The organism is Rhodovulum visakhapatnamense (assembly GCF_004365965.1).
In the GTDB taxonomy this organism is placed as follows: Bacteria; Pseudomonadota; Alphaproteobacteria; order Rhodobacterales; family Rhodobacteraceae; genus Rhodovulum; species Rhodovulum visakhapatnamense.
In genome coordinates, this window is record NZ_SOEB01000031.1 from 1 (window position 1) to 25,839 (window position 25,839).

A 25,839-nucleotide genomic window follows, 5' to 3' on the forward strand; every position below is an offset into this window, starting at 1 on the left:
ATGCTCAGGCCGTTCTCGGATTGATCGGGGGCTGGATCGAGGACTACAACGAAAACCACCCGCACTCAGGGCTGAAAATGCGCTCGCCCCGCGAGGTCATCGCAGCTCAAACCGAAATCGCCTGAGTGTCCGGTGAAACGGGGGCAAGACCACCCTCGCGGGAAGCCGACAATGCCCAGATTGACATGACGCTGACGAACGGGCGTCGCATGACGATCCCTGCTTCGCTGGCCCCTTCGCATCTGGCGGCGCTGCTGGCCGTGCTGGATCCACGATGATCGCCTTTCCGGCGGGGGCGCGCGTCTGGATCGCGGGCGGTGTTCCGGTTGCGCGGCTGTTCGGCGAACTGGATGCCGTTGTCGGTCAGGATCGTGTGGATGCGGTAAGGAACGGCCTCCAGAAGGCGCTCCAGGAACTCCCAGGCTGTCCGCCTGTCGGCCTTCTCGACCAGCTGGGCGATTGCGAACTTGCTGGTCCGGTCGATTGCAACGAAAAGATAGAGCTTGCCCTCGGCGGTCTGCAGTTCTGCGATGTCCATGTGAAAGAAGCCGATGGGATAGCGCTTGAAGCGTTGCCGCTTTGGCTTGTCGCCGTCCACATCCGGCAGGCGAGAGATACCGTGTCGCTGAAGACAGCGATGCAGCGCAGAGCGGGTCAGATGCGGGATCGACGGCTGAAGGGCATAGAGACAATCGTCCAGCGGCAGCAGCGTGTGCCTTCGGAAAGCGACGATCATCGCCTCATCGGCCTCGCTGAGAACGGTCGTGCGCGGTTCCTTCGGACCAGTCTTGCGGTCCGCGACCGTCTCGCGCTTACGCCACTTCGCGACCGTCTTCGGATTGATCCCGAGTTCCCGGCTTAGCGCCCCGGAGCGCGCATCGCGCAAGCCGCGAAGGGGAACCTCGGCGCCATAGGCCCAGCCCCGGCAGGGTCAGAAAAATTGCAAAGAAGGATATGCTTGCCGGAAGGGGAAAATGTGCTACCACGACGGAGCTTTCCAGATCGTAATAATACATGACATGTTGCGCCCAGTATGAGCGGCCGTCCAATTCAAACCAAGGCCATTCATCTGTTTCTACGTAAAGCAAAGCCGAGGACAGGACCCCGCCCCCGCCAAAATAGCCCCAGAATCCTGAAAGCTCTCCAGAGAGGTAATTGTAGGTAAGTTTGGTAGGATCGACATAGCTGCAGAAGGCCCACATCATGCCGGTGCAACTCGACCTGTCGATCAATGCCTCGCCATTCGCACCCATCTGGAATTCGAACGTGCCGGAGCTTTCGCGGCTAATTCGCCCTAGGGCCAGGACGTCATCGCCGGCAAGCACCAGATTGACCTCGACCGGCCCTACGGTTCCGGTTTCATCATTAAACTCATCCGTGTAATCAAGGACTTTAAAGAAATCCACGGATTGAAGCGTTGCGGTCGCCTCCAGTCGGTATGTCACTGCATTGGCCGGTAGTGCCGCTGCAAGGAAGATCGCAAGAAGCGAAAAAAATCCAAGACGACGCATAGCCTTCCCCCGAGGCAAAAATTCCACTTCCGGAGCAAGCATCTGCACCGTGAACCGTTCGGCATGATACAGCTTGGCTGTGTTCAGGCCAAGCTATATCGCATCCAGCGTGAGTTCGCCCCCGAATTCCGACCTGAGCCGATATTCACTATGCGGCCATCTTGGCGGTCATTTCGCCCCTTGCCTTCTCCGGCATCCGGTATCCTATACCCAAGCAGATCGAACACTGTGCGCTTTAACAGGCCGCTGAAAAATACCGGCTGTCCACTTAACCTTCTTTCCATGCTATTTTGGGAAAGGAGGACCCGGCCATGGATGGAACACCGAAAGCGACGAAACCCAAGGCTCGTGACGCGAAGACCAAGATCGCGCAAACCCGCATGAGCGTTCTGGAACTGGCGAAAGAACTCGGCAACGTGGCCGAGGCCTGTCGCCAGCGCGGCATGGACCGCACCAGCTTCTACGAGTGGAAACGTCGGTTTTGGGCTTGAGGGACCGTGGCGCCGGTGGCGCCGCGTAAGCCCGAGAACGGGCTTCGAGGGGCTGAAGGACCTGCCGCCGATCCACAAGACCCACCCTCAAACGACCCCGCCGGAGACGGTCGAGCGGATCAAGGCGCTGGCGCTCGAACATCCGGCCTATGGCTGCAACCGCTCCGGGCTGATCGTTCAGGCAGATCTGACGCAGGCGGATGGCTACGCCGAACGCCGTGCCGCCATCGACATGCTCCATCGGCACTCGCCTGGATCAATGCGGCGGCTGAGCTTGGCAGCGGATCGCGGCTACGACAGCGCCGACTTCGTCGCCGAGTTGCGCCAGATGGTTGTGACGCCGCATGTCGCCCAGAAGTCCAGGCACTCCGCCATCGACGGCAGAACTACTCGGCACCCCGTCTATGCCAAATCTCAACGATGCCGGAAGAAAATCGACTTGCGTCAGGGCAACGATCCACTGTACCGTTGCCTGTTCCTACTCACCTTCGGCTGGGCCAAGACCGTCGGCGGCATGGCACAGACCATGTATCGCGGCATCGAGCGGGTACGCGCCCGGTTCACCCTGACAATGGCGGCCTGCAATCTGGCGCGGCTACCGAAACTGCTTGCGGCCTGACGAGGGAAAGCGCCGCCGGGGCTTCCTGCCCATGATCCAGCCCACCCCAGCATCCGCGCAGATGGAAACCGTTCCTCCCTGCAGGGTTTTTCAGCGGCCTGTTAAGAAACGGCTCAATCCTTCGGATCCCACGAGGGCGCATACGCGGCCTCGACCGCTCTGATGGCTCGGGACTTGCCCTGAAAGACCGCGCGCAGTTGGTAGCCGCGGATGAAGCGGATCAACTCGGCATCGCCATGGCGAGGCGCGCCGCGCAGCATCGCCGCCAGATAGCCCTGCAGGATCGCGAGGCTTCCCAGAACATAGGGTCGCGTCCGCATCTTGTTGACCACCGAGGCCAGCAGAAACACCGGATGCGTGCCCATGTAATACTGTCCTAACCCGTGGCGGCGGCGGCCGGTATAGATCGAGCTCTGGCTCGACCCCATCGGGCGCAGATGCTCGAAGCGCAGGTCCGGATCGTCCCAGCTGACCGGCGTCCAGCCCAGGCTGCGGGCCTTGTGGCAGTCGATCGCATCCCACATCACCTCGCGCACGAAGCCGCCGATCTGGCGGAAACAGGCCACCGAGAAGAACTTGGTCATGCCCAGCGAGAACTCGTCCGAGATCTGTTCGCTGACCAGCGCGCCCGCAGCGTCACGGAAATAGGCCTTGCCGGAGCAGGTGCCGATGCGCGGGGTGGCCTGCATCCGGTCCATCAGGATCTCGAAATAGCGGGGCGGCAGGTCGAGATCGAGATCGAGCTTGCAGATATAGTCGAAGCCGTCCATGCCGACGCTCTCGAGCCCGTAATAGAAGGCCTCGATCACCCCCGGTCCAACCGCCCGGTGGCCCCGGTCGGGCTTGGTGATCACCCGGATCCAGTCGTGCCGGGCAGCATAGTCCGCCAGGATCTGCGGGCTTTCATCCGTCGAGCCGTCATCCACGATCAGCCAGAGCGCGGGCCGTTCGGTCTGTGCCACCATGCTGTCGAGCGTGCGGCGCATGTATTTGGCCTCGTTCCGGCCGGGAGAAATCACGAGATAGGAGCGGCCTGTCATGGCTGGGTCTCCGGCAGATTGCGGGAGGCGAGCCTCCGGTTGAATGCAGCCTCGCTCGCTGCACGCCCAGCCACGCCCAGCCGGTGCAAAAGCGACCAGACCAGCCATAGCAGCAGCGGGAAGACGACGAAGTCATACGGTCTCTCAGCTGCCGGATTCGGTGCGGACAGTGTCCTCCGGGCCCGGTGCAAATGGAAAACGAAGATCGAGAACCGCCCTGCCGCGATCTGGTCCAGAAGGATCATGGCGATCAGATAGCCCGAGATGACCGGAACGACATCGCCCCCGACATGACTGCCCGAAAAGACCGAAATATCGCTGTAGAACAGGATGACGGGCAGGACGGCAAGGGAACGCAGGCCGTCGATTTCCAATCTGTACTTCATACGCGCGCGCTGGAAACGAATACCTGAAAATCGAGAGGACGCCTTGCCGTCTGTCTAGACGTTCACCTCTTCCGTGGCTACACAAAACCGGCAGGCTGGCCCAGATATGGGACCGTGCCATTCTTGCATGTGCCCGACGTCCCGGGGAGGTTTTCTCTTGTCCTTTGACGCCCGCCCCGGTGCCCCACGATGAATTCGATCGCTGTCATCATCGTGAATTACAATGCCGCCGGTCTGGCCATCGAAGGGGTCGAAAGCGTGCGGGCCCGCACCCATGGCGGGCGGACGGTCGAGATCCACCTTGTCGACAATGCCTCACCCGACGGCAGCGCAGAGATCCTGCAGCGTGCCCATGCGGACCGGGGTTGGGGCAGGGAGGTGACGCTTTACCTCGAGGCCGAGAACCACGGCTTCGGCCGCGGCAACAACATCGTGCTCGAGACGCTCGCGGCCCGGACCGATCCCCCGGATTACGTCTTCCTGCTGAACCCGGACGCCCGGCTCGAGAACGAGACCCTCGCCATCCTGGCCGATTTTCTCGACGCCCATCCGGGAGCCGCCTTCGCGGGGGCAAGTGTGACAAATCCCGGCGCGGAGGCCCCTGTTCCCGCTTCGGCAGCTTTCCGCTTTCCCTCGCTTCCGGCCACCTTCGGGGCTGCGGTCAATTTCGGTCCCATCACGCGGCTCTTCGCGCGCTGGACGGTGGCGCTGCCCGCAGATATCCCCACCCGGCGGGTCGACTGGGTCTCGGGGGCAGGCGTGATGGCCCGGCGCCACGTCTTTCAGGAGACGGGCAATTTCGATCCCTACTACTTCCTCTATTTCGAAGAGGTCGACCTGATGCGGGCCTGCGTAGAGGCGGGCTGGGAAGGCTGGTACGTGGCCGAGGCGCGTATCTTGCATGTCGAGGGCGCCTCGACTGACGTGCAGAGCCGGACTGCCGCGCAGCGCCCGCGCAAACCCGCCTACTGGTACGACAGCTGGCAGCACTATTTCGTCAAGGCCCATGGCAGACCTTATGCGCTGGCCACCGGGCTGGCTTGGATATTAGGGGCATCCATGAATCATGCCATCACCCGGCTTCGCGGCCGCACGCCGATCGCCCCCGCCCATTTCTTCCGCGATTTCTGGGCCATGGGCTTGCGCCCGGTGTTGGGGCTGAAACAGGAGCCCTACTGACAGCCACCTGCAGCCCCCCAACCTTGGGCAGCCCGGGGCTTTCTCACATCAGCGGGTCACCTGCGCCGAGGTGATCAGCAAGCGCTGTCGGGACACGATCACGATAAGGGTAGCGCGATAGCGTCGCGTGTCATAGGCGCCGTCGCCGGTCACGGGGATCAACACCGACTGCATGTTTGTGCAACAAAGCGTCCGAATCGGCGCGTTGACGCCCAAAACAAGAATCAGATGATGCGGGAAACCGCCCATTTCCGGTCAGTACCATTGCGGCCTCAGAAACATACTGTGACTAGAGCGGCGACTGTTTCCCTACGTAAGCCAAAATCTGCCCGGAATGAGTGAAACCCAGCTCCGTCAAGGATTGGATAACGATCTCTCCCGCACAAGGGCTGGGAAAATCGCTCTCGGCAGAATTGACGAGCCCAAGGATCGCGTCGTGCGCACCGGCCCTTGGGATTGGCACAGTCTGGATAGGTTCCACAATGTCTCTGTTCAAAGTCTCTCCCAAGGGCTCGCTCAGGTACACCCTGCTGACGGCCCCTCTCGATCTGAATATCCCCGGGACATCTCTCCCCTCCGCTCCCGGCCCTCAACAGTCCACGCCCCCCCTGGAAATGTCGCTGCAGCCCACCTGTGCAGACCTCTCTCCGATGATGACGGCATCTCTGGAGAAGGCCCCTCCCCTTTGGGAAAAGCGAATATTCACGTCGGAAGACCGGGCATCGGACGCCAGCGAAGAACTCGTGCAAACCGATACGGCAGCGGCAGAGGTGACCTCGGTCGCGTCCGGCTCGCTTCCCCTCACCAGGATCAGAAAGATGCTGACACCAACAGAACTCACCTCCGGAACCGGCGACGGGACCGATGACACCGGGGGCAGCCCGGCGGTCGGAGCGCCCCAGGACCTGGGCATGATCCGGGTCGCGGGTCATCTTCCCTCCATCATGGCCTCTCTGGCGGCGAGGGCCGCAGCCGCCCAAACCGGCGGCGATGAGACCGGGCAGCCCCCCGCGGAACCGGAAAGCCCTGCGGAAGAACCGGACATTACCGAAGAGCTATCGGAGGTCGTGCATCAGATCGACCCCACGCTGATCGCCGAAGATGGCAGCCCCCTGGACGTCGCCGGCGGCCGGGTGACCACGCTTGAACTCGCGGATGCCGGGAACATCACCACCCTGGAAATCGTCAACCAGCCCGATTTCGGCCGCGTCACGGTCAACCCCGACAACACGCTGTCGGTGGTCCTGACCGGCACCAGCGACAGCGGCAGCCTGTCCTTCGCCTATCAGGTGACCCTTGCCGATGGCTCCGTGGAAACTCGCAGCGCCGATCTGACGGTGGCGCCTCTGACCCAGGAACAGGGCTGGGGGTTGGGCCTGCACTACCTCCTGGAGGAAGATGCCAATGGCAACATGGTCGTCGAATACGGAGACAACCACCGCTGTGTCTATATCTCGGGATCGGCTGACGCCCTGACCAAGACCGATATCGCCGCCCTCGAAGGTCTTTCGGAATCCGCCATCACGACCGCCTGGCTGGTCGCACATCCCGAATATGGCGGCTCTGAAGAGATGGCGCTGTCTGCAGATGTGGGCATGCCGATATGGTATCAAATTACCAGACTAGATCAGGATCCCGGTTCTCATTGGCTGCTGTTCGAGAAGGGCTATACCTATAGCGACCTCGGCCGTGTCATTGAACGGGGCTCGACAGGTGAGGATGAACTGCATCCACTGCTCATCACCTCCTACGGAGAGGGTGACAAGCCGATCATCGACAGCAAGATATGGATCTTTCAAGAGACTGCATCGAATATCGTCGTGACGGATGTGGAAGTGGCGGAGGGGCTGACCGCGCTGACGGGTTCCAACCTTCTCTTCGACGATGTCCGTTTCAGTTCTTACGGAGATTTCCAGCACATCGACGGATTGACGATCCGAAACTCTGAATTCGTTGATGCCATTACTCCTGCGCCGGTCGATCCCTCCGGGGAATGGTCTCCACATGCGGACCGGACCACGGCGCTTTACGGCGCCGATCTGGAAAATGTCCTGATCGAGGGATCCCTTTTCGATCATGCCGGTTGGGCCGATGGCTATGACGGAACGGCAGATGAGGGCCAGCCGCCGAGCATGTTCAGTCACAACCTCTACTTTCAGGAGAACACCTGGGACGTCACCTTCCGCGACAGCATCACCATGCGGGCCGCTTCGATCGGCGCCCAGTTCCGCGGCGGGGTCCATGCCGAAGGCAATCTCTACCTCGACAACAATGTCGGCACGAACTTTCTCGGTGGAAACTATGCTGACGCGGGCCCGATCGGGAACTATACCTACTTTGCCGACAACGTGATCACCTCGGGCGCGCACAAGGAGGCGTTCATGATCGGGGCCTATGCCATGGGCGTCGATAACGGAGCGATTGACACAACGCTGCTGGACAACATCATCGCCCATCTGGCCGACCCTAACAACGCAGAGGAATTCGCCGAAAAGCTGTGGAACAACAGCTCGCTGATCAACCGCCACGAGGCCTTCTACGACGACACCATCATCTACAACTGGATCGGTTCGCGCTATGACAGCTACGACAAACTGTGGAGCAATGGCGGTGCAAACGGGCTGACCGCGGAAGAACTGAACAAGATCACGATCCAGAACTTCATCGCCGATCTGTTGATCGATCCCGATGCCACCATCGCGGATCTGGCCGATTATCTGCGCGCACAAGTCTCTCAGGACGGCCTGGCCGTGGTCAAGGCCGCCCAGGACATCATCACCTTCTTCCAGCAGGGCTTCGGCATCGCTCCCGATGGCGACGGCAGCGATGCCGTCGTGGCCTTCGTTCCGAATGCGCTTGCCGATGGCGTCCGCTGGGACAATGCGATCAACTGGACCGGCGAGGCGGTTCCCACCGATGGCGACAAGGTGCTTCTGGGCGGCAACTGGGTCACCTACGGCTCGGCCGGGACCAACGCGATCTCGCTTCTCGACCTCGGCCCCGGCGGCACGCTGGACATCCATTCCGGCAAGCTGACGGTAAGCTCGGGCGTGATCCTAGACGGAACCGGCGAAATCAACGTCACCTATTCCGGCCAGTTCTGGCTCGACACCTATTCCGACGGCGACACCTTGAGCCTGACGGTGGAGGGCGGCCGTTTCGCCAATACCGGCCTCGTCTCGGGCGGGCTCGACATGAGCGTGTCCGGCGGTCAGGCCCTGCTGGGAATCAAGAATGCCGTCTTCGACCTGTCTGCAGGGTCGGAGCTCAGCATCGAGGGCACCGGCGCCAAGATCGGCTTCGACGGGCTTGCGGGCGATCTGGGCCTCCTCCGGATGGAGGAAGACGCGGTCCTGTCCTTCGTCTTCGACACGACCGGCGTGTCGGCGATCGGCGAATTCCGCTCGGGCTATTACGGCAGCCAGGCCTCGGATGTCGCAAGCGGGGCCAATCTTGGCGGTGGCACCCTTGCTCTGGACCTGTCCGCCCTCACGGCTGGCACGGGCCACTATACGCTGATCGAGTTGGACGAACTGACGGGCCGCTTTGACGAGCTGTCCGTGACCGGTCTGGGCAACCGCAATGCCACCATCACGGTCGACTACCTCAACGACGTGGTCACGCTGGATCTCTACAGCGGCACCGGCAAGGTCGAGCAAACCGTCATCGGCAACGATGTGCAGGATGTCGACGGGAATACGGCGCTCTGGGATGCCCTGACAGGCCAGTTCGGGATCTATCTGGACGACGTGGCCTGACCGGCCTCCCCGCCCGCAGGGTGGCAGCAGACCCCGTTCCGGGTTTTCGCATGCGAAAAAAGGGGGCCGACATGGCCCCCTTTTCCGTAACGGCCCGGTCTGGACCGCCTTGCAATTTCAGGCGGCGTCGCTCCGGGCCGTTTCGGCGGCCTGAGGCTTCCAGTTCCACGGGAGTATCTCGTCGAGCCGGTTGATCTTGTGGTCATGGATGCGGTCGCGGACATAGACCCAGATCCGGCCCTGCTTCACGCCCTTGCCTATCTTGTCGATCAGCGGCGCCAGCTCCTTCATCGCGCCGCCGCACCAGTCGACCAGCGTCGTGTCCGGGATCTCGGCGCCAAGACGGGCGAAGATCTCACTGAAGAGCCGGTAAGGCGGTACAAACCGAGTGCTTACCTTTTCCAGTTCCGGTGTTGCCGCGATCTCACCGGCCGGCTGACTGGAGACGGCATTTCGCAAGACGTCAGCGCCGGGCGGCAAGCCAGGCCCGAAGCTCGGCCGCAAGCTCGCCGGTCACCCCTGCCCCGCTCAGAACCACCCGGCCATTCGACGCCGCCATGGAGATGCCTGTCGCTACCGGCTCGGCCTTGGGCGTTTCCGCGAAGGATCCGGCCGGCTTGCGCAGGCTCTCGTCGAGCACCCGCCGTTCGGCCGCAGCCGTTTCCGGCTGTTCAGCCTCGAGGTCAGCCCGCAGCCGGGCGGCGAAGGCCGCATCTCCCTGATGCGCCTTGACCAGCGCCAATCCGACCTTCTCGGGGATCGCCTCGGGAAAACGCAGCGCCTCGCCGAAAGCCTCATGCAGGACCACGAAAGCGGCAATCTTCGATCTGCGCGCCGGTGTGGTATTGGCGAAAAGCGCCTTGACCGCGGCCTGCGGACTGTCGAAGACCCCTCGCCCGGCAGCCTCCCAGGCCAGCCGCGCCCTTTCGTAAAACGACAGATCCGACCGGATCTCGTTTTCTTCCACCATCGCGATATAGGCTTCGGGCGCGCTATCCAGCGGCTTGATCAACGCCTTGACCCTGGCAAAGCGGTCTTCGCCGGTCTCTTCCTGCAACTCGCGCAGGGCCGAGAGCCGCCGCAATCCTGAAATCAAACCATAGGCCCCCTGCCCGGTCTCGATCACCTCGATCGGAACCTGCTGGCCGCGGGCCGCAATCGAGGCCTTCAGAGCCGCCATCTCTTCGGGGTCGAAAACCCGACGGTCGCGCAGCAGGTGCCCCGCCTCGATCCGGTCGAGCGGCAGCGCCTGTACCAGCCGCCCTTCCGAGCGCGCCGCAGCCATTTCCCCGGCCAGCGCCTCGGCCGCGGCCAGCGCCGCCGCATCGCCCGCCACCTGCGCGATCGGGGCGCGCCGGGTCGTGGTGGGAGCCACGCCAAGCGGAAAGGCCTTGGTCTCCGGGGCGGCATCGCCGGTTTGCGGGGCGCCAAGGCGTTTGCGTCTGGCCATGTCAGATCCTTTCGGAGAGTTCGGACGGCCCCGCAGGGCCCGAAATGCGCGTCACGCGAGCCATCAGAAGGGCAGGGGGGCTTGTGGCGCGTTTTCGCATGCGAAACTCATTGCGCGGCCTCTTGCACCGCCAGGGTCTCGCGGTGCCAGATGCCGATCAGCAGTTTCTTGAAGGCGGCATAGGTTTCGTCGAAGGTTGCCCGGCCGCGGGCATAGGTCTCGCGGTTGAAGTCGCGATAGTCGGCTTCGTAGATGCCATGGACCTGTTCGCCGGCCTGACCGATCAGCGCGGTGAAATCCTGCCGGTAGGGGCTGAGAGTCGATCCCATATAGGTCTGGATCAACGTGGCCATCTCGGCCTGCTGGGCACTGTCGTAGCGGGTGATGACCGCGCGCACGGCATCCCACTCGAAGGCCAGTTCCTCGGTCCCGAGGGCGCGGGCAGCCATGTTCTCGCCCTCCTCGATCGAGGAGAAGGTGGAATGCAGCATGTCGAAGAACCGCCCCGTGGAATCGAATTCCAGGAAAGAGGCCCCGAAGGGCACCAGCAGCACATCCGCCGCCGCCAGCCCGTTGATGGTCAGGTAGCCGAGGGCAGGGGGCGTATCGAGGAAGACGATGTCATAGCGGTTCAGCACCCCGTCCTCGGCCAGGATGTCGCCAAGCGCATTCCAGAGCTTCCAGGACCGGCTCTGCATCCGCCAGACAGGGATCTGGAACTCGGACCAGTAGAGGTTCAGCTGCGCCCCGATCAGGTCGATGTTGGGCCAGTGGGTGGGCTTGATGACATCGGCTGCAGTCATCTTCATGCCTTCGGCGATGCTGTCGTCGAGGGGCAGGGGAGGTTCGCCCCTATCGATCCGGCGCTGGTTCTCGGTCCGCAGCGCGGCGCCGTAATGCCGCGCCAGAAGAGGGAAGACCGTGTCCCATTCATCGGCCACCTGGCCGCCGAAGATCGACGTCATCGATCCCTGGCTGTCGAGATCGATCATCAGTACCCGATAGCCGTCGAGCGCAGCCGACATGGCCAGATGGGCGCAGGTCGAGGTCTTGCCCACCCCACCCTTGAAATTGGCCACCGCAACGATCTTGGCGGACAGATTTGCCGGCCGGTAGGGCAGGTAGTTCTTGGCCTTCGACCCTTCGGCGGCGAAATGGGCCCGAAGCCGCAACACTTCGTCGAAGCTGAACCATTTCGCGCCGCCCTCGGTTTCCGACCCGCCCTGTGGCAGATCGGGGTTCTGCCGCAGGACGCGCCGGAAATGTGCAGGTGCGACAGGGATCAGATACTTGGTGATTTCCCAGGTCGAGAAGGGCCGCAATGTCTTGGCGCCGGTTTCGTCCAACCCGCGTCCCATCAGGTCGTTGCGACCGCGGCGGCAGGCCTCGGCGATGGAGGCCAGATCGGCGGTGCCCGACGGGGCGCCAAGCTCGTTCATGGCAGCCTTTGGGGACAGGTTGAAATAGGGCGGTAGAGAGGTGGTGCTCATGGGCCGGTCTCCTGCTCGGACCTGCGCTCTTTTCGGGCGGCCGGAGCGGCGCCTCCCTCATGTCACAGGTTTTTCCCAAGATACCACAAAACGCATCACATGCAAGAAAAGGCAGGATGCGAGAGGATTTTTCTCTGCATTTCACAGAACTACTGTTCTCCCGTGCGGTGCCGGGGCGGGGTCTGCAAGATATTTTGCCGTTATTATTGTCGTTAGAGTTACGTTACGGGTGTCCGGAGTGGTCACAACTCCTTTTTTTCAAGCTCCTATGGCACAGGGGGCGATTCCGAAGCCACGATGAGGCGACTCTGAAACCACGGGGCGCTGACTCTGAACCCCCGAACCGGACGGGGTCCCGGGCTGGACCGGGGGCTGTGGATAACTTACCAAGGTGTCAATGAAACGACGAATCCTCGCAGAGCGTCAGAGGCAGGCGCCGGAGGCGGGCAAGGGGACGGACCATGGCAGGCGTTCAGGCGGCAGCGGGCGCGCCGGATTTCTTCGTCTGCGATTTCTTCGCGGCGATGCCCAAGCACGATCTGGCCTCGATGGAACATCCGGTCTTTTCGCTGTCGACCCGGCCTGACCGCCGCATTCTCAGCTACGACCACAACGGTACCGAGATCACCGTGACGCCCTCGGTCAAGGGGCGGGCGACGATCTTCGATGCCGATATCCTGATCTTCTGCATCTCGCAGCTGATGGCCGCGATCAATGCCGGACGGCCGACCTCGCGAAGGCTGACCCTGACCGCCCATGACCTGCTGACCGCGACCGGGCGCGAAACCTCGGGCGATGGCTACCGCCGGCTGCGCGATGCCTTCGAGCGGCTGGCGGGGACCCGGATCACCACCAACATCGTCACCGGCAGCGAAGAAATCACCCGCGGCTTCGGGCTGATCGAAAGCTGGGAGATCGTGCGCAAGACCCGGGCGGGACGCATGGTGTCGGTCTGCGTGACGCTCAGCGAATGGCTTTACGATGCGGTGCTGGCGAAGTCGGTGCTGACGCTCAGCCGGGACTATTTCGGCCTGCGCAAGCCGCTGGAGCGGCGGCTCTACGAACTGGCCCGCAAGCATTGCGGGCGGCAACGGGAATGGCGCATCTCGCTCGAGACGCTGCTGAAGAAATCGGGCTCCTCCTCGCCGCGGCGCGTGTTCCGCGCCATGGTGCGCGAGATTGCCCGGGCCGGGACGCTTCCCGATTACGTTCTGACCGAAGACGCCGGGGATCTTTTCGTCTTTTCCCAGCGCGAGGTTGTCGTTGCGCCCGGGGCAGGTCCGCAGCTCTCGCCCGAGGCCCTGGAAGAGGCCCGGCGGCTGGTGCCGGGGGACGATGTCTATGCTCTGGAGGCCGAGTGGCGGGCGTGGTGGGGCCGGACCGGAAGCCCTCGCCTGCGCTCGGCCGACAAGGCGTTTTTGGGATGGGTTCGGGCGCGCCAGTCCGGCCGGCCCAGCAGCGGTGCGTGAGACCGACCCCGCCAGGCGGGAGATTCGCCGCACATCTGCGACATTTTAGATCTATTCTCGGTCGAATCCACTCAGGGGGTGCGCGGCAGGCGCAACAATCTTGCCCGTTGCCCGTGAGATTGTGTCAAAATTCAGGCCGCCGCCTCGATCTTGCCAATATTTCTTTAACAACACCCCGAAGAAATGGTAGGATGTATGTGTACAAGTCCCAGGGGGGGACTACTGCGAGTGGTTCGGTTGGGTGACCACCACATTATCACGAAGGGTGAGACATATTATGAAGAAGATTTTGATGACCGCAGGGGCGGCCCTGCTTGCTATGGGTACAGTGGCTTCCGCGGCAACCTTCTCGATCATCGGTGGCGTGGCGGATTCGGTTCCGGGTGGCTCGACCGGCTCGCAGCTCGAAACGCCCGAGAACGAGGTTCTGGATGCCCTGCTCGGGGCTGTTGGCTCATCAATGGACGGCTTTTCCCAAGGGACGGTGCACCTGAACCGTGACACCGTCCTTCGTGTCGAAGTGCTTGGCTGGGAAGCCGGCTGGATCAACACCTTCACCATCGACGGAACGACTGTTGGCAAGGCTGTCGGCGATTCCGCCTTGGTGACAGGCGATCCCGTCAGTTCGTTCGACACGTCGTTCATGACGGCTGGTGACCTTGATTTCTTCTTCAAAAGCATCGGCGGCAGTCTGCTGGTCCCGGTGGTGGTGGCGAACGGGGATACAACGGTTCCGGGCGCGGGGCCGAACTTCATCGCCTCGTTGGATGCGTCGGATCAGACCGACGGCGATGTTCTCTGGCTGTTCTTCGATGACAACGCTATTGCGGGCGACAACCACGACGATCTCGTGATCCGCATCTCGGCCGTTCCGCTGCCGGCGGGCGCGCTTCTGCTGCTCTCGGGCCTCGGGGCGCTGGCCCTGCGGCGCAAGCGCAACGCCGCCTGAACCACGCAATTCCGCTCTACGGTACGACAAAAGGGGGCCATATGGCCCCCTTTCCCGTGATTACATCTATGATGCCTGATGTATAACGATTTCGGTCGCGTGGCTCTAGAGACGGCTGCGGAAATCTGAACAACCGGGATAAGTGGATTTTCTGCGCAAGAACGGCATGATGCTGCGAGCGAGGGCGAGAAGGCCATGATCTAGCTGGCGCAAGACTTCGACGTCCATCCGAACCAGATCAAGCAGTGGCGTGACCCGTTGCTTGAGGGAGCGACCGGGGTGTTCGGCAAGGCCCCGAAGGCTGAGCCCGAACCGATCCTCGACGTGAAGACCCTGCATGCGAAGATCGGAGAGCTGACGCTGGAGAACGATTTTTTGTCCGGCGCGGGACGCACTGCGCGGTGAACGCCATCGGTTCGAGCGAACCGCGCAGGGGTCTGTTGCCGAGCGCAAAAAGATGATCGATCCTACCGCGAAGCTGAGCGTCAGCCGGCAGGCTATCGTGCCGAGGATCAGCCGCGACAGCTCCGCCCGTTGGAAAAGACGATCGCGACCTCCCCGACCCGGGACGCCATCGCGGCAGTGGGGGCGATGTCCGCGCTATTGGCCGCCGCCAGCTCGACCGGCAGGAACAAGGGCGCTTCGCCGCCGCGCGGCCATAGCCCCTTGCGCCTCAGCTCGCGCTGCCAGTGGTAGATGTTCTGTCGTCCCACATCGTGCCGCCGGGCGACATCGGACACCGTCCAGCCGTTGACGCCGACCTCTTCAATGATGGCCAGCTTTTCCTCGGCCGACCAACGCCGCCGCCGTTCCGGGCCTGTGAACACCTCATGCCGCATGAAAACCTCCGTCCTCGTGGACACCGAAAATGACGTCCATAGCGACTGTAGGCTAAGATCTCACTGAAGAGCCGGTAAGGCGGTACAAACCGAGTGCTTACGAGAAGCAGAACCCGTGCTTCCGGGAAAGGCATGTTGAATCAGGCACTCCCGGCGAGCTGCTCTCGGCCGATACCTTCTTCGTCGGCTCGTTGAAGGGGATCGGCAAGGTCTATCTGCACGCGGTCGTCGATACCTTCGGCAGCTACGCCTTCGGCTTCCTGCATGTCTCCAAGCAGCCCGAGGCGGCGGTGGCGGTCCTGCACAACGACGTGCTGCCCTTCTACCGCGCCCTGGACCTGCCGGTGAAAGCGGTGCTGACCGATAACGGCCGCGAATTCTGCGGCACCGAAAAGCACCCCTACGAACTCTATCTCGAGCTCAACGCCATCGAGCACCGCCGCACCAAGGTCCGCACGCCGAAGACCAACGGCTTCGTCGAGCGGTTCAATGGCACGGTGCTGGAGGAGTTCTTCCGCGTGAAGATGCGCGAGACCTTCTACGAGACCGTCGAGGCGCTCCAGGCCGATCTCGACGCCTGGCTCGTCCACTACAACACCGAGCGCCCGCATCTGGGTTACCGAAACATGGGGCGACGGCCCATCGAAACCGTCATGTCATTCGTTAGCCAAGAAGGTTAGTGGACACTTCAGAATCGCGTTGTCCGGCATCTGCTCGGCCAGCAGCTTCTTCAGCTTCGCGTTCTCATCTTCGAGCGCCTTGAGCCGTCGGGCGTCCGACACCTCCAGCCCCCCGAACTTGGCCTTCCACTTGTAGAACGTCGCCGAACTGATCCCATGCTCGCGACATACGTCCGCTGTCGCCACGCCGCTCTCCTGATGCTTAAGGATCGCGATGATCTGCTCCTCCGTGAACCGTGATCTCTTCATGCCGTCCGTCTCCTTCGTTGGGACGGACTCTACCTCAAACCGGAGGAGGAAACGGGTCTCAGGTCAGAGGCTTCCCGCGGGACTTCGGAAAGAACGGACGCAGCCGCTCCATCTGCGCTTCCGTCAGCCAGAAAAGCTCGCTCATGATCCCCTCCCCAAATCAGGAGTTTGAATCACGCGGCGAGCCCTCGCTCAAGCGGATTTATGGGCCCTGACTCTAGGTCAGGGCACTTTGCCATAACTGACTATCTGCGCTGGGTTGCCCATAGCGATTGCTCCGTCAGGGACATCCGTCAGCACCAGTGCATTGCCGCCGATCCGCGCGCCCTTGCCGATATAGACGGCTCCGACCAAAATGGCGCCGGCACCAATGTCGGCTCCTGCAGCCACGATTGGAATTTCTTGGAGGTGGCGTGCGTTACGCACCCCCATGGTCGTGTTCTGCCGGATTTGGGTGTCATCTCCGATCGCCCGGGCAGAAATGACAATTCCACTATGGTGCCAGATCCGTACCCGCCGCCCCAGCTTGACGGTGTACCACAGCGAAATCCCGCAGAACCATTCCACCAGCTTGAAGAGGATGTTGTAGACCAGTGTCGCAGGGGCGCGGACGATCTTGCGCTGCCCCATCCGCCAATTGCCGAAGCGGTGAACGAAGACGGCCCAGAAGCCCTGTTCGAAGAGCCTGCGCTCATGGGTGCGGAAATCCTCGGCCACCAGCGCCCAGAAGCCGATGCCGGGCGGGTTCTGGTTCGTCCGCCCCCGCTGCGAGACCGGAGGGATGGCCATTTCGGCTTCGGCGGCGCGATAGGCATCGGATCCGTGGGGCATGGTCTTCTGCGTCCTTGTCTTTTTGCCAGCAGCGGGACGGGATCAGCCGTCACACATCACTCTGAACCGCCGGTCATCGGCACCGGTTCTGGACGGGGGCCGCCCTTCAGAACCCATTCGTAAACCTGCGCCACCTGCCGGGCTTTCGCATCCCATGTGAAACAGGTCAGCGCATGGGTTCGGGCTGCGGTTGCCATCTGCGGCAAGGCCGAAGGATCGGAGACGATCTCTTCAAGCAGGCTCCGGAACCGGGCGACAATCTCGTCACGGGATCCCAGTGGAACCTTGTAGCCGGTTTCGGGTCTCACGAGTTCGCCCGGCCCCGCATAGTCCGCGATCACCGGCACCACTCCGAGAGCCATCGCTTCCAGTACGGCGCCGCCCCCGAATTCGCGGATCGACGGGAAGGTGAACAGATTCGCCCGGGCGGCCACCGTCTGAACCTGCCGGTGCGGCAGGTTGCCGTGGAATGCGACTGCGTCCGCAAGGCCCGCCTTGTCGGCCTGGGCTTTGAGAGCCTCCAGCATCGGGCCGTCGCCGATCATGTCCAGCACAAGACGCCCGCTGCGCAGCAGGCCGGCCGCGGCCTCAAGCAGCATGTCAGGTCCCTTGTAGGGGACCATCCTCCCGATGAAACAGGCGCGGAGCGGTGCGGAAATATCCTGTTCTGAAACCAGACTGAACCGGTCCGGGTCGATCGCGTTCTCGGGCAGCCAGAAAACCTTGTTCTGGAACCGCGCTGGGATTTCTCCGCCGGTATGGCGCGATCCCGCAAGGATCGCCGAGGCTGCGTTCAGGGTCCGGCCACGGGCCGGATTGATCTTGTAGGCGGCACGCACATGGGACAGCCATTCGCGTTCGCGCCGCCGCTCCGCCGCGAACCCCTTCGGCCATGGCACGCCGCCATTGAGAGGTCCCAGGACAAAAGGAACGCCGGCTCCGGCCACTTTCGGGGCAAGAGGCGAGGCCACGGTGGGCGAAAGCGGCGTGATCCGGTGCACGATATCGTACCGACCCGACCGGATCTCTTCCCCGAAGCGGTTCCAGACCAGACGTTCGAAATAGGGATAGGCCAAGGCGTTGATGGCTGTGTTCATCGTCCAGCCCTTGCCGGCCCCCATGCGCAACAGGCTTGCCGCACGATACATCGGCCGGGCCAAGGCTTCGGAATCGATCACCGTGAAGTCTCGGCCCTCCACCAGTCCCGTTCGTGTGATGGCCTCACGGTTCCGGATCTGCGTGACCAGGTGAACGTCCGCCACCTTGCGCAGGGCATGGGCCAGCGACCAGCCGACGAGAGGAACAGAGACCCATTCGGGATTGGCTGCTTCCGCAATGGCAAGAACCGAAAGTCTGGTCATGCAAAGTCGCCTCGATACAAATGATTTCCTCTTCGGCTTGAGCTACCCTAGGCTCGGCTCAAGAGCAATCGATGAAGGCCCGCGGCCCGGCCTCATGAGGGGTGCTGCCCGCAAGCATCCCTCATGAGGCCGAAAATGGAGGATGACAGCCATGCCCCGGCATGCCACATGCCATCATGGCGTCGAAAAGATCCGGGGCCAGTCCTGATGTCCTTTCCCCGGGCGGAGGCCTTCCCGGGTTTTCCGACGCCACGGACATCTGTAGGGCCTCGATTGCCGAGGCTTTGCCTCGTTGGGGGGGTGATGTAGGGTGTGCTCAATGTTTCATTCGAGTTTTCAATGACCTCAGCCAGCGATTATACTGCACGGATACGTAGTCTGCGAATTGCGAACCCAGGTGGGCTTGTCTGCCTGCTGATCGCGATTCTTGCCGCCGGGATCTATTTCCGGACCGGAATCGAGGCGCTTCTGACCGCTTGGCAGACCCCGGAATACAGCCACGGCCCCATCATTCCCGTGCTGTCGGCCTGGATGTGGCTGAAGGAGCTCAAGGCCGTCCCCGAACGGCCGGGACCCAAGCCGGACCGCTGGCCGGGCGTGGTGCTGGTGACGACCGCTCTGGCGCTGGGAGCCCTGGGCATCCTGTCGAATATCGGTGACATTGCCGCTTATGGCATCATCCTCTGGATCGGAGGGATGATCCTGATCAGTTTCGGCTGGCAGGACGGGCGGAAGTTCTGGCCCCCGGTCCTGCATCTCGTCTACATGCTGCCGCTGCCTGCGACGCTTTACTACAAGGTCACGACCTCGCTGCAGTTCATCTCGTCCGAACTGGGGGCCTGGTTCCTGCACATGCTGTCGATCCCGGTCTATCTGGACGGCAACATCATCGATCTGGGCGTCACCAAGCTTCTGGTCGCCGAGGCCTGTTCGGGGCTGCGCTACATGTTCCCGATCATGTCGTTTTCCTATGTCTTCGCGGTGCTCTACCGGGGTCCGAAATGGCACAAGGCGGTGCTGCTGATCTCGGCAGTGCCGATCGCGATCTTCATGAATTCGGTGCGGATCGCGCTGGCCGGCGTCATCGTGCAGCATTTCGGCCTGGACTGGGTCGAGGGCTTTTCCCATTTCTTCGAGGGCTGGGTGATCTTCCTGGCCTGCATCCTGATCCTGTTCGGACTGGCCTGGCTGATGCTGCAGTTCCAGCCGGATCACAAGAGCCTGAGCGAGACGCTTGATCTGGACTTTTCCCGGGTCGGCGAGCAGGTCATGCGGCTGCGCCTCGTGCGCCCCTCGGCAGCCCTGATCGCGGCGATGGCAATCGTGCTGGCCGCGCTGGCCGCGCTTTCCAGTCTGCCTGAGCGCGGCACCCACGCCCCCGAGCGCGATTCATTCGCTATGTTCCCGCGGACGCTTGGCAACTGGACCCAGCAGGGCCCTCAGCAGCGCTTGGAGCGCCGCATCGAACAGGGTCTGGCGGCGGACGATTATCTGCAAACCACCATCGCGGAGCCGTCCGAAGAGGCTTCGGTCGGGCTGTTCATGGCCTGGTACAACGACCAGAGCAAGAACGGCGTTCATTCACCCGAAGTGTGCCTGCCCGGATCGGGCTGGGAGATCGCCTGGCTGGAACGGATCGACATCGCCCCCGAGATCGGGGCGGACCGCCCCTTCCATATGAACCGCGCGATCATCCAGAAGGGCGAGACAAAGATGATGGTCTATTACTGGTTCCAGCAGCGCGAGCGGCGCATCGCTCTCGATTATGCCGCGAAATTCTGGTTGATGGCCGACGGGGTGATGACCGGCCGTACGGATGGGGCCTTGGTGCGACTGACCACCCTGATCGGTCGTGAAGAAACCGAAGCCGATGCCGAGCGGCGCCTGAACAGCGTGCTGCGCCCCCTGCAGACCACGCTGCCGCGTTTCATTCCTGAAAGCTGAGATGTCCAATTAACCTTATTGACTGACGAAAGAGGCGGTTCGGGAAATCTGAACGGCTGAGTTAGGTGGATTTTCCGCTCCTGATCCGGCAGCGTTGCCGGGACGAAGGAGCGAAGATGACGAGACGACCGAGACGGAACCACAGCCCTGCCTTCAAGGCGAAGGTCGCGCTGGCAGCGTTGAAGGGCGACAGGCCTCGGCCACGTTGCCGAGTTCTTTCGCCAGTTCCAGAACGCTCATGCGGGTTTGCGCGATCTTGGTCTTCGCGTCACGCCCCTTGGGTTTCGTCGCTTTCGGTGTTCCATCCATGGCAGGGTCCTCCTTTCCCAAAATAGCATAGAAAGAAGGTTAAGTGGACAGCTGATGCGCCGGATCGACGAGTTGCACATGGACTTCCCCTTCGCGGGCAGCCGGATGCTGAAGGGGCTGCTGTGCCAGGAGGGCTTCACCGCCGGTCGGCTGCATGTCGCCACGCTGATGAAACGGATGGGCATCGAGGCCCTCTATCGCCGGCCCAACACCTCGAAGCCGGCGCCGGGACACAAGATCTATCCCTACCTGCTCCGGAAGCTGGCCGTGACCCGCCCCAACGAGGTCTGGGCGATGGACATCACCTATGTGCCCATGGCCCGGGGGTTCGTCTACCTGACGGCGGTCGCCGACTGGTTCAGCCGCAAGGTGCTGGCCTGGCGACTGTCAGTCACGCTGGAAACCGGGCCCTGCCTGGAGGCGCTGGACGAGGCCCTGGCCCGATACGGCGCGCCGGAGATCATGAACACGGACCAGAGCAGCCAGTTCACGTCCATAGACTTCATCAAGGCACTGAAGGACGCCGGCATCCAGATCAGCATGGATGGCAAGGGGGCCTGGCGCGACAACGTCTTCGTCGAGCGGCTCTGGCGCAGCGTCAAATACGAGGAGGTCTACCTGCGCGCCTATGAAAGCGTGACCGTCGCCCGGGACGGGCTGGCCTGCTATCTGGCGTTCTACAACACGAGGAGACCGCATTCATCGCTGGACGGGCGGACGCCCGATCAGGCATATCTCACCCCGCCACGGCCAATCCCGGTCGCGGCATAACCGAGCGGGAAATCCAATTAGGAAACGGCTCGAAACTGTTCAAACGAACCGAGCCACCTCTAATCCTGTCCGGGATTCACTTCACGAATCCGGTAGGTTAGACCGGCGGCATGCCGAAGCCTGCTTCTCCCCGCTATCGCACAACGAACTGGTGTATCTATAACGCCTCGCTTCGAAGGCGGGGTTCGCTGCTGGTCTGGTTCGACCGTGATATGACCTGGTTTGCAGACCGAAACGGCAAACGCGGGCGCCCCGAGACGTTCTCCGACGTTGCGATCCAGTTCTGCCTGAGTGTGAAAGTGTTGTTTGGCCTGCCGCTTCGCCAGACCTCCGGTATGGTCGCCAGCCTTCTGGAAATGGCTGACCTCGACTGGCCGGTGCCGGACTTCAGCACGTTGTGTCGGCGCCAGAGAACCCTGAACGTCCAGATCCCTTATCGCCGCGCGGACGGACCTCTGAACCTGCTGGTCGACAGCACAGGCATCAAGTTCCTCGGCGATGGCGAATGGCCGGCGCGCAAACACGGGGTGCAGGGCCGGCGCCAATGGCGCAAGGTGCATCTGGCCATGGACACGGTCACCGCCGACATCCGCGCCGTGGAATTCACCCCCAGCCGCGACGGCGACAGCCCCGTTCTTCCGGACCTGCTGAGCCAGATCCCGGCGGACGAACAGATCGGCACCGTGACGGCAGACGGCGCCTACGATACCCGCAGGTGCCATATCGCGATCATTGCTCGAGACGCGGATCCGTCCACACGGCACAGCGGCAACGCGGTCACCCCCAAACGACAGCGGGCGAGAACGGGACTGGGTCCGGTAGGGCGAGGCAGGGGCGCTCGCCCCAAAGTCTGCACACCTGACGCAGCAAGCTGCCCATTGCCTTCAAGCTTTTGGTTACAAAGGCTTTTTGGCTGTTTTCGCCCCGCAAAGCTCTACCGGGGCTCAGCCATCTGTTTTTGCAGCATTTTCGGGGCTTGTGGCACACGGTGCCACGTGCATGGCACGGTGTGCCACGACTGGTTTCGGATAGTGTCCCACAGCGTGGTGTAGGAGCGCTGACCTTCGGAGATGTCCGGGCCTGGTCAGAATGCCACGGCGGGCAACCTGACGGTGGGATTGTCGGTGACGCGGGCCAGGGTTTCAGGGCTCATGTATCGCCTCGCCACGGCCCACTCGTCGTTGGTCTCCAGCATCAAGGCTCCGACGAGGCGGACGATAGCGGCGTCGTTGGGAACGATCCCGATGACATCGGCACGTCGCTTTATCTCTCGGTTCACCCGTTCCAACGGGTTCGTGGACGCGATCTGTGTCCAGTGCTCTCGCGGGAAAGACATGTATGCAAGGACGTCGTCGCGCGAGGCATCCATCAGGGCGCCAAGCTTGGGTTGTTTTCAGTGTGGCCGTGTTGCCGCTGTGCCGTGTTGACGATTCGCCGCGTTGCCTTGACGCTGTCTAGACGGGTCGCCGTGTGGCCATGTTGCCGTCATTCCGCCGTGACGTGTATTGCGGCCGATGGCATGAAGCTGAGGAAATCTGCGAGGGACACCAATGAAAGTTATTACGGCGTATAGCCATAAGGGCGGCACGGGGAAGACAACGGCGCTATTCATGCGAGAGTGTCCGGTCTTTTATGTATGACTGATCCAGTCCATGCTTCACCGAAAGGGAGCATGAATGACCATCTCGAAAGAGCTCCTGGACGAATTGCTGAAGGGCGTGGAGCGCCCCGAGGACCTGCTCGGCGATGGCGGGCTGATGAAAGAGCTGAAGATCAAGCTGATGGAGAGGATGCTGGGGGCCGAACTTACTGCGCATCTTGGCTATGAAGAGGGCGAGAGCGCGCCGCCGGGCCAATCCAACCGTCGCAACGGCACATCGGCCAAGGTTCTGAAGGGACAGGACGGGGAGTTGCCGGTGGCGATCCCGCGGGACCGGGACAGCAGTTTCGAGCCGGAGCTGGTGAAGAAGGGCCAGACCCGGATCGACGGGATGGATGACAAGATCGTCGGGCTCTACGCCGCCGGGCTGACGGTCCGGGACATCCAGGCCCATCTGCTTGATCTCTATGGCCTGAAGGTCTCCCCCGACCTGATCAGCCGGGTCACCTGGCTCAACACCTCGACCCGGTTCAGCTCGCGCTCGCTCATCAAAACCCATCCCATGACCGCTCTCTCTGCCTGTTCTTGTTGGGGCAGAGTGTGACACTTCCACTTTGCAGATGTGGGACACTTTAACTTTGCGGGTACAATCCTGAGTCCAATAAGGTATGTTATGTGAAAAATATTGCGCCAAACCTCTATGAGGGCGTTGTTGCATTACCCCGGCCTGAGGCGTGAATGCCCCTTACCCCACTGATGTCATGCCACACGGAGGATCTCGGCGGTGCCGAGGGCGTTGAAGCGGTTCATGAGGGCAATGCGGATGTGAATTTCTGCGGTCTGTCGGTCGGGGTCTCGTGCCATGATGTGCTCGCCGAAGGCTTTCAGGCAGCGCATCTTCGCCTCGATCCGGCTGCGGGCGTGGTATCCGGTCCAGCGTTTCCAGAAGGCCCTGCCGTAGTACCGCGTGGCGCGCAGGGTGTCGTTTCTGGCGCGTGCTGCGGGGCAGTCTTCTTTCCAAAGACGTCCGTTCCTGCGGATCGGGATGATCGGGGTGCCCTGCCGGTTGACGATGGCGGTGTGGCAGCGGTGCGTGTCATAGGCGCCGTCGGCGGTGACCGTGCCGATTTGCTCGTCCGCCGGGATCTGGCTCAGCAGGTCCGGAAGCACGGGGCTGGGCAAAGGCCTCGACCATCATGTAGCGGCTTTCTCCCCATTGGCCTCTCGGCTTCGGTCTTGATTTGAGGCCGGGCATTCTGCTCGTGAGTGCAGGCACGGAGGGCGGAATGAAGGATGGGTTTGTCGGGCAGTTCGATGTTCTGGATGAGCCGACGGGCTGGCGGAGTTGGCCGGATGAGGTCAAGGCCCGGATTGTCCTGGAGAGCTTTGCGCACGGGGCGCGTGTGGGCGATGTCGCCCGGAGGCATCGGGTGCTGCCGTCGCAACTGACGACGTGGCGGCGCCAGGCTCGGATAGCCTTTCCGGTGGATGCACCGGGCTTGCCGACACCGGCGGAGTTCGTGTATCGACCCAGCGGAATCTGCTCAGGTTAGGCCGCTAATCTGAATGCCTCGGCAGGCGTGCGCATGGCAAGCGCCTGATGAGGGCGGCGGTGGTTGTAGAATGCGATCCAGTCACCGATCACACGCATCGCATGTTGAATGCTTTCGAAGCGGTGGCGATGCACGCACTGCTCCTTGAGCGTCCGGATGAAGCGCTCGACCATGCCGTTCTGCTGCGGGCAGTGCGGGGTGATGAACTCCTGCTTCAGCCCGTAGCTGCGGACGATGGCCGTGAAGTGGTGGCTGGTGAAGACCAGGCCGTTGTCCGAGCGGAGCAGGAACTCCTCCTCGACCCGGCCCAGGGTGCCGAACCTCGCGATCAGCGCATGTTCCAGCGCGGCGCTGGCCGTCGTGGCCTTGCCCGACTTCGACAGGTGCCAGCCCAACAGCTCGCGGGTGTGGCAGTCGATCACCAAGGCCAGTGAAGCCCAGCCGTCCTTGCCGGTCCAGATGCGGGCGAGATCGGTCGACCATCTCTCGTTCGGCGCAGCTGCGACTGAAGGAACGGCCTGAATGCGGGGCCGCATGCCCACGGCGCGCTTGCGAACCTGCCAGCCCTTGATCTGGAAGATCCGCTGCACCGTGTTCTTGTTGAAGCCCAGGAGCCAGGCCACGGTCCGATATCCGAAGGACAGCTCCTCCTCGATCATCTTCTTGATCGGATCGGCAAAGCGGGGATCGACCTTCGACGCGGCTTTCACCGGTTTGTAGTAGACCGTGCGCCGGGGAATGCCGAACCACGTGCAGAGCTTGGCGATCGACACCGCAACGCCCTCCGCCAAGAGGCCCTGCTGGATGCGACGGATCAATTCCCGTCCTGCGCATCCAGCAGGGCCTGAAGCTTTTTTCGGGCCCGTAGCTCCAGCATGGCCTCGCCATAGGCTTCCTGCAGGTCCCGGAGCTGCTTCTCGTATTGCTCGCGGATGTCGAGCGGGGTGGCTCGCAGGGAATTCTCCATACCCCGCTTCGCGTCTTCGACCCAGCCCTCGATCTCGGAGGGTGTAAGGTCGAACGATCGACTTGCCTCCGACACGGTCGTCTTGCCCTGAATGATCTCGATGACCAGAGCCGTCTTCCGCTTCGCCGTCCAACGCTTGATGCTGTCGTCCATCGTCATACTCATTGCTACGTTCTCCCTTGTAGCATGAGCAGGTTTTCACTGCGTCGATACACCTGTGGATTTCCGGTGGGGTCATGACTGGTCTTGCCCCCGTTTCACCGGACACTCAGGCGATTTCGGTTTGAGCTGCGATGAACTCGCGGGGCGAGCGCATTTTCAGCCCTGAGTGCGGGTGGTTTTCGTTGTAGTCCTCGATCCAGCCCCCGATCAATCCGAGAACGGCCTGAGCAT

At 62.4% G+C, this 25,839-nt stretch carries 19 protein-coding genes and 12 pseudogenes; 14 read left to right on the top strand and 17 right to left on the bottom strand.

Annotated features, from left to right (window positions below; all coding sequences use genetic code 11):
- Window positions 1-125, top strand: a 125-nt coding sequence (locus EV657_RS19115; RefSeq protein ID WP_134079377.1) for an integrase core domain-containing protein, incomplete at its 5' end; no start/stop codon positions are given.
- 194 nt (window positions 126-319) lie between these two features.
- Here EV657_RS19115 and EV657_RS19120 read toward each other — a convergent pair.
- Window positions 320-886 (bottom strand): annotated as a pseudogene (locus EV657_RS19120) (DDE-type integrase/transposase/recombinase); the annotation flags it as partial.
- The gene (locus tag EV657_RS19125) at window positions 813-1,559 is read right to left on the bottom strand and encodes a hypothetical protein (RefSeq protein WP_134079379.1); all 747 of its coding nucleotides are present in this window, start codon (window positions 1,557-1,559) and stop codon (window positions 813-815) included. The pseudogene EV657_RS19120 and the gene EV657_RS19125, both read right to left, overlap by 74 nt.
- Before the next feature lie 263 nt (window positions 1,560-1,822).
- On the opposite strand from EV657_RS19125, the gene EV657_RS22365 reads away from it, so the two are divergent.
- The gene (locus EV657_RS22365; protein WP_243837743.1) at window positions 1,823-2,002 is read left to right on the top strand and encodes a helix-turn-helix domain-containing protein; all 180 of its coding nucleotides are present in this window, start codon (window positions 1,823-1,825) and stop codon (window positions 2,000-2,002) included.
- A gap of 157 nt (window positions 2,003-2,159) precedes the next feature.
- Window positions 2,160-2,621, top strand: a pseudogene (locus EV657_RS19130) (transposase); the annotation flags it as partial.
- Window positions 2,622-2,734: 113 nt separating this feature from the next.
- On the opposite strand, the gene EV657_RS19135 reads toward EV657_RS19130, so the two are convergent.
- The gene (locus EV657_RS19135) at window positions 2,735-3,661 is read right to left on the bottom strand and encodes a glycosyltransferase family 2 protein (RefSeq protein ID WP_134079381.1); all 927 of its coding nucleotides are present in this window, start codon (window positions 3,659-3,661) and stop codon (window positions 2,735-2,737) included.
- Window positions 3,658-4,035: an acyltransferase family protein gene (locus tag EV657_RS19140; protein ID WP_134079382.1), complete on the bottom strand. Its 378-nt coding sequence runs from the start codon at window positions 4,033-4,035 to the stop codon at window positions 3,658-3,660. Before EV657_RS19140 ends, EV657_RS19135 begins: the two co-directional genes overlap by 4 nt.
- Before the next feature lie 201 nt (window positions 4,036-4,236).
- Between EV657_RS19140 and EV657_RS19145 the strand changes: the two genes are divergently transcribed.
- Both EV657_RS19145 and EV657_RS19150 read left to right on the top strand, forming a co-directional pair.
- On the top strand, window positions 4,237-5,226 hold the full coding sequence (locus tag EV657_RS19145) for a glycosyltransferase family 2 protein (RefSeq protein ID WP_134079384.1): 990 nt from the start codon (window positions 4,237-4,239) through the stop codon (window positions 5,224-5,226).
- 482 nt (window positions 5,227-5,708) lie between these two features.
- Window positions 5,709-8,984: a hypothetical protein gene (locus tag EV657_RS19150; RefSeq protein ID WP_134079385.1), complete on the top strand. Its 3,276-nt coding sequence runs from the start codon at window positions 5,709-5,711 to the stop codon at window positions 8,982-8,984.
- A gap of 117 nt (window positions 8,985-9,101) precedes the next feature.
- Here the strand turns inward: EV657_RS19150 and EV657_RS22805 are convergent.
- The 3 genes and pseudogenes from EV657_RS22805 to EV657_RS19165 all read right to left on the bottom strand — a co-directional run.
- Window positions 9,102-9,497 (bottom strand): annotated as a pseudogene (locus EV657_RS22805) (hypothetical protein); the annotation flags it as partial.
- On the bottom strand, window positions 9,448-10,434 hold the full coding sequence (locus tag EV657_RS19160) for a ParB/RepB/Spo0J family partition protein (RefSeq protein ID WP_134079387.1): 987 nt from the start codon (window positions 10,432-10,434) through the stop codon (window positions 9,448-9,450). The gene EV657_RS19160 and the pseudogene EV657_RS22805, both read right to left, overlap by 50 nt.
- 107 nt (window positions 10,435-10,541) lie before the next feature.
- Window positions 10,542-11,924 carry an AAA family ATPase gene (locus EV657_RS19165; protein WP_134079388.1) on the bottom strand — a complete coding sequence of 461 codons (1,383 nt, stop codon included), beginning with the start codon at window positions 11,922-11,924 and terminating at the stop codon, window positions 10,542-10,544.
- A gap of 461 nt (window positions 11,925-12,385) precedes the next feature.
- Here EV657_RS19165 and EV657_RS19170 point away from each other — a divergent pair, with 461 nt between their 5' ends.
- From EV657_RS19170 to EV657_RS22370, 3 genes and pseudogenes are all read left to right on the top strand, one after another.
- Window positions 12,386-13,393, top strand: coding sequence for a replication initiator protein A (locus EV657_RS19170; RefSeq protein WP_134079390.1), 1,008 nt, complete (start codon window positions 12,386-12,388; stop codon window positions 13,391-13,393).
- A 277-nt stretch (window positions 13,394-13,670) separates the two neighbouring features.
- On the top strand, window positions 13,671-14,342 hold the full coding sequence (locus tag EV657_RS19175) for a VPLPA-CTERM sorting domain-containing protein (RefSeq protein ID WP_134079392.1): 672 nt from the start codon (window positions 13,671-13,673) through the stop codon (window positions 14,340-14,342).
- Window positions 14,343-14,480: 138 nt separating this feature from the next.
- Window positions 14,481-14,868, top strand: a pseudogene (locus EV657_RS22370) (transposase); the annotation flags it as partial.
- Here the strand turns inward: EV657_RS22370 and EV657_RS19180 are convergent.
- Window positions 14,855-15,181: a transposase gene (locus EV657_RS19180; RefSeq protein ID WP_134079394.1), complete on the bottom strand. Its 327-nt coding sequence runs from the start codon at window positions 15,179-15,181 to the stop codon at window positions 14,855-14,857. The pseudogene EV657_RS22370 and the gene EV657_RS19180 overlap by 14 nt on opposite strands.
- Before the next feature lie 101 nt (window positions 15,182-15,282).
- Here EV657_RS19180 and EV657_RS19185 point away from each other — a divergent pair.
- Window positions 15,283-15,861 (top strand): annotated as a pseudogene (locus tag EV657_RS19185) (integrase core domain-containing protein); the annotation flags it as partial.
- Between the two features lie 6 nt (window positions 15,862-15,867).
- Here EV657_RS19185 and EV657_RS19190 read toward each other — a convergent pair.
- From EV657_RS19190 to EV657_RS19205, 4 genes and pseudogenes are all read right to left on the bottom strand, one after another.
- Window positions 15,868-16,110 (bottom strand): annotated as a pseudogene (locus tag EV657_RS19190) (transposase); the annotation flags it as partial.
- Between the two features lie 67 nt (window positions 16,111-16,177).
- Window positions 16,178-16,255, bottom strand: a pseudogene (locus tag EV657_RS19195) (IS5/IS1182 family transposase); the annotation flags it as partial.
- Between the two features lie 77 nt (window positions 16,256-16,332).
- On the bottom strand, window positions 16,333-16,941 hold the full coding sequence (locus EV657_RS19200; protein ID WP_134079395.1) for a serine O-acetyltransferase: 609 nt from the start codon (window positions 16,939-16,941) through the stop codon (window positions 16,333-16,335).
- A 56-nt stretch (window positions 16,942-16,997) separates the two neighbouring features.
- A complete protein-coding gene (locus EV657_RS19205; RefSeq protein ID WP_134079397.1) occupies window positions 16,998-18,302 on the bottom strand; it encodes a glycosyltransferase family 4 protein in 1,305 nt (434 codons plus the stop codon).
- 339 nt (window positions 18,303-18,641) lie between these two features.
- Here EV657_RS19205 and xrtD point away from each other — a divergent pair, with 339 nt between their 5' ends.
- The 3 genes and pseudogenes from xrtD to EV657_RS19225 all read left to right on the top strand — a co-directional run.
- Complete coding sequence (gene xrtD / locus EV657_RS19210) at window positions 18,642-20,246, top strand: VPLPA-CTERM-specific exosortase XrtD (RefSeq protein ID WP_134079399.1); 1,605 nt, start codon at window positions 18,642-18,644, stop codon at window positions 20,244-20,246.
- 147 nt (window positions 20,247-20,393) lie between these two features.
- Window positions 20,394-21,326: pseudogene (locus EV657_RS19220) on the top strand (IS3 family transposase); the annotation flags it as partial.
- Window positions 21,327-21,436: 110 nt separating this feature from the next.
- Window positions 21,437-22,129, top strand: a pseudogene (locus EV657_RS19225) (IS5 family transposase); the annotation flags it as partial.
- A 281-nt stretch (window positions 22,130-22,410) separates the two neighbouring features.
- Here the strand turns inward: EV657_RS19225 and EV657_RS19230 are convergent.
- A pseudogene (locus EV657_RS19230) lies at window positions 22,411-22,719 on the bottom strand (transposase); the annotation flags it as partial.
- 283 nt (window positions 22,720-23,002) lie between these two features.
- Here EV657_RS19230 and EV657_RS19235 point away from each other — a divergent pair.
- A pseudogene (locus tag EV657_RS19235) lies at window positions 23,003-23,506 on the top strand (transposase); the annotation flags it as partial.
- A 179-nt stretch (window positions 23,507-23,685) separates the two neighbouring features.
- On the opposite strand, the pseudogene EV657_RS19240 reads toward EV657_RS19235, so the two are convergent.
- A pseudogene (locus EV657_RS19240) lies at window positions 23,686-24,117 on the bottom strand (IS5 family transposase); the annotation flags it as partial.
- A gap of 95 nt (window positions 24,118-24,212) precedes the next feature.
- Between EV657_RS19240 and EV657_RS19245 the strand changes: the two are divergent.
- Window positions 24,213-24,479, top strand: a complete 267-nt coding sequence (locus EV657_RS19245) for a transposase (protein WP_134079400.1) — start codon at window positions 24,213-24,215, stop codon at window positions 24,477-24,479.
- Here EV657_RS19245 and EV657_RS19250 read toward each other — a convergent pair.
- The 3 genes from EV657_RS19250 to EV657_RS19260 all read right to left on the bottom strand — a co-directional run.
- Window positions 24,476-25,297 carry an IS3 family transposase gene (locus tag EV657_RS19250; RefSeq protein ID WP_134079402.1) on the bottom strand — a complete coding sequence of 274 codons (822 nt, stop codon included), beginning with the start codon at window positions 25,295-25,297 and terminating at the stop codon, window positions 24,476-24,478. The two genes, EV657_RS19245 and EV657_RS19250, sit on opposite strands and share 4 nt — an antisense overlap.
- Complete coding sequence (locus EV657_RS19255) at window positions 25,294-25,599, bottom strand: DUF1153 domain-containing protein (RefSeq protein ID WP_243837747.1); 306 nt, start codon at window positions 25,597-25,599, stop codon at window positions 25,294-25,296. The genes EV657_RS19250 and EV657_RS19255 overlap by 4 nt, the downstream gene beginning before the upstream one ends.
- 115 nt (window positions 25,600-25,714) lie before the next feature.
- Window positions 25,715-25,839, bottom strand: a 125-nt coding sequence (locus EV657_RS19260; RefSeq protein ID WP_134079405.1) for an integrase core domain-containing protein, incomplete at its 5' end; no start/stop codon positions are given.

Excerpts from the sequence above, each read along its gene's own strand:
- EV657_RS22365 (WP_243837743.1), top strand. The coding sequence starts at position 1,823 with ATGGATGGAACACCGAAAGCGACGAAACCCAAGGCTCGTGACGCGAAG.
- EV657_RS19135 (WP_134079381.1), bottom strand. The coding sequence starts at position 3,661 with ATGACAGGCCGCTCCTATCTCGTGATTTCTCCCGGCCGGAACGAGGCC.
- EV657_RS19145 (WP_134079384.1), top strand. The coding sequence starts at position 4,237 with ATGAATTCGATCGCTGTCATCATCGTGAATTACAATGCCGCCGGTCTG.
- EV657_RS19150 (WP_134079385.1), top strand. The coding sequence starts at position 5,709 with ATGTCTCTGTTCAAAGTCTCTCCCAAGGGCTCGCTCAGGTACACCCTG.
- EV657_RS19160 (WP_134079387.1), bottom strand. The coding sequence starts at position 10,434 with ATGGCCAGACGCAAACGCCTTGGCGCCCCGCAAACCGGCGATGCCGCC.
- EV657_RS19165 (WP_134079388.1), bottom strand. The coding sequence starts at position 11,924 with ATGAGCACCACCTCTCTACCGCCCTATTTCAACCTGTCCCCAAAGGCT.
- EV657_RS19170 (WP_134079390.1), top strand. The coding sequence starts at position 12,386 with ATGGCAGGCGTTCAGGCGGCAGCGGGCGCGCCGGATTTCTTCGTCTGC.
- EV657_RS19175 (WP_134079392.1), top strand. The coding sequence starts at position 13,671 with ATGAAGAAGATTTTGATGACCGCAGGGGCGGCCCTGCTTGCTATGGGT.
- EV657_RS19180 (WP_134079394.1), bottom strand. The coding sequence starts at position 15,181 with ATGCGGCATGAGGTGTTCACAGGCCCGGAACGGCGGCGGCGTTGGTCG.
- EV657_RS19200 (WP_134079395.1), bottom strand. The coding sequence starts at position 16,941 with ATGCCCCACGGATCCGATGCCTATCGCGCCGCCGAAGCCGAAATGGCC.
- EV657_RS19205 (WP_134079397.1), bottom strand. The coding sequence starts at position 18,302 with ATGACCAGACTTTCGGTTCTTGCCATTGCGGAAGCAGCCAATCCCGAA.
- xrtD (WP_134079399.1), top strand. The coding sequence starts at position 18,642 with ATGACCTCAGCCAGCGATTATACTGCACGGATACGTAGTCTGCGAATT.
- EV657_RS19245 (WP_134079400.1), top strand. The coding sequence starts at position 24,213 with ATGAAGGATGGGTTTGTCGGGCAGTTCGATGTTCTGGATGAGCCGACG.
- EV657_RS19255 (WP_243837747.1), bottom strand. The coding sequence starts at position 25,599 with ATGGACGACAGCATCAAGCGTTGGACGGCGAAGCGGAAGACGGCTCTG.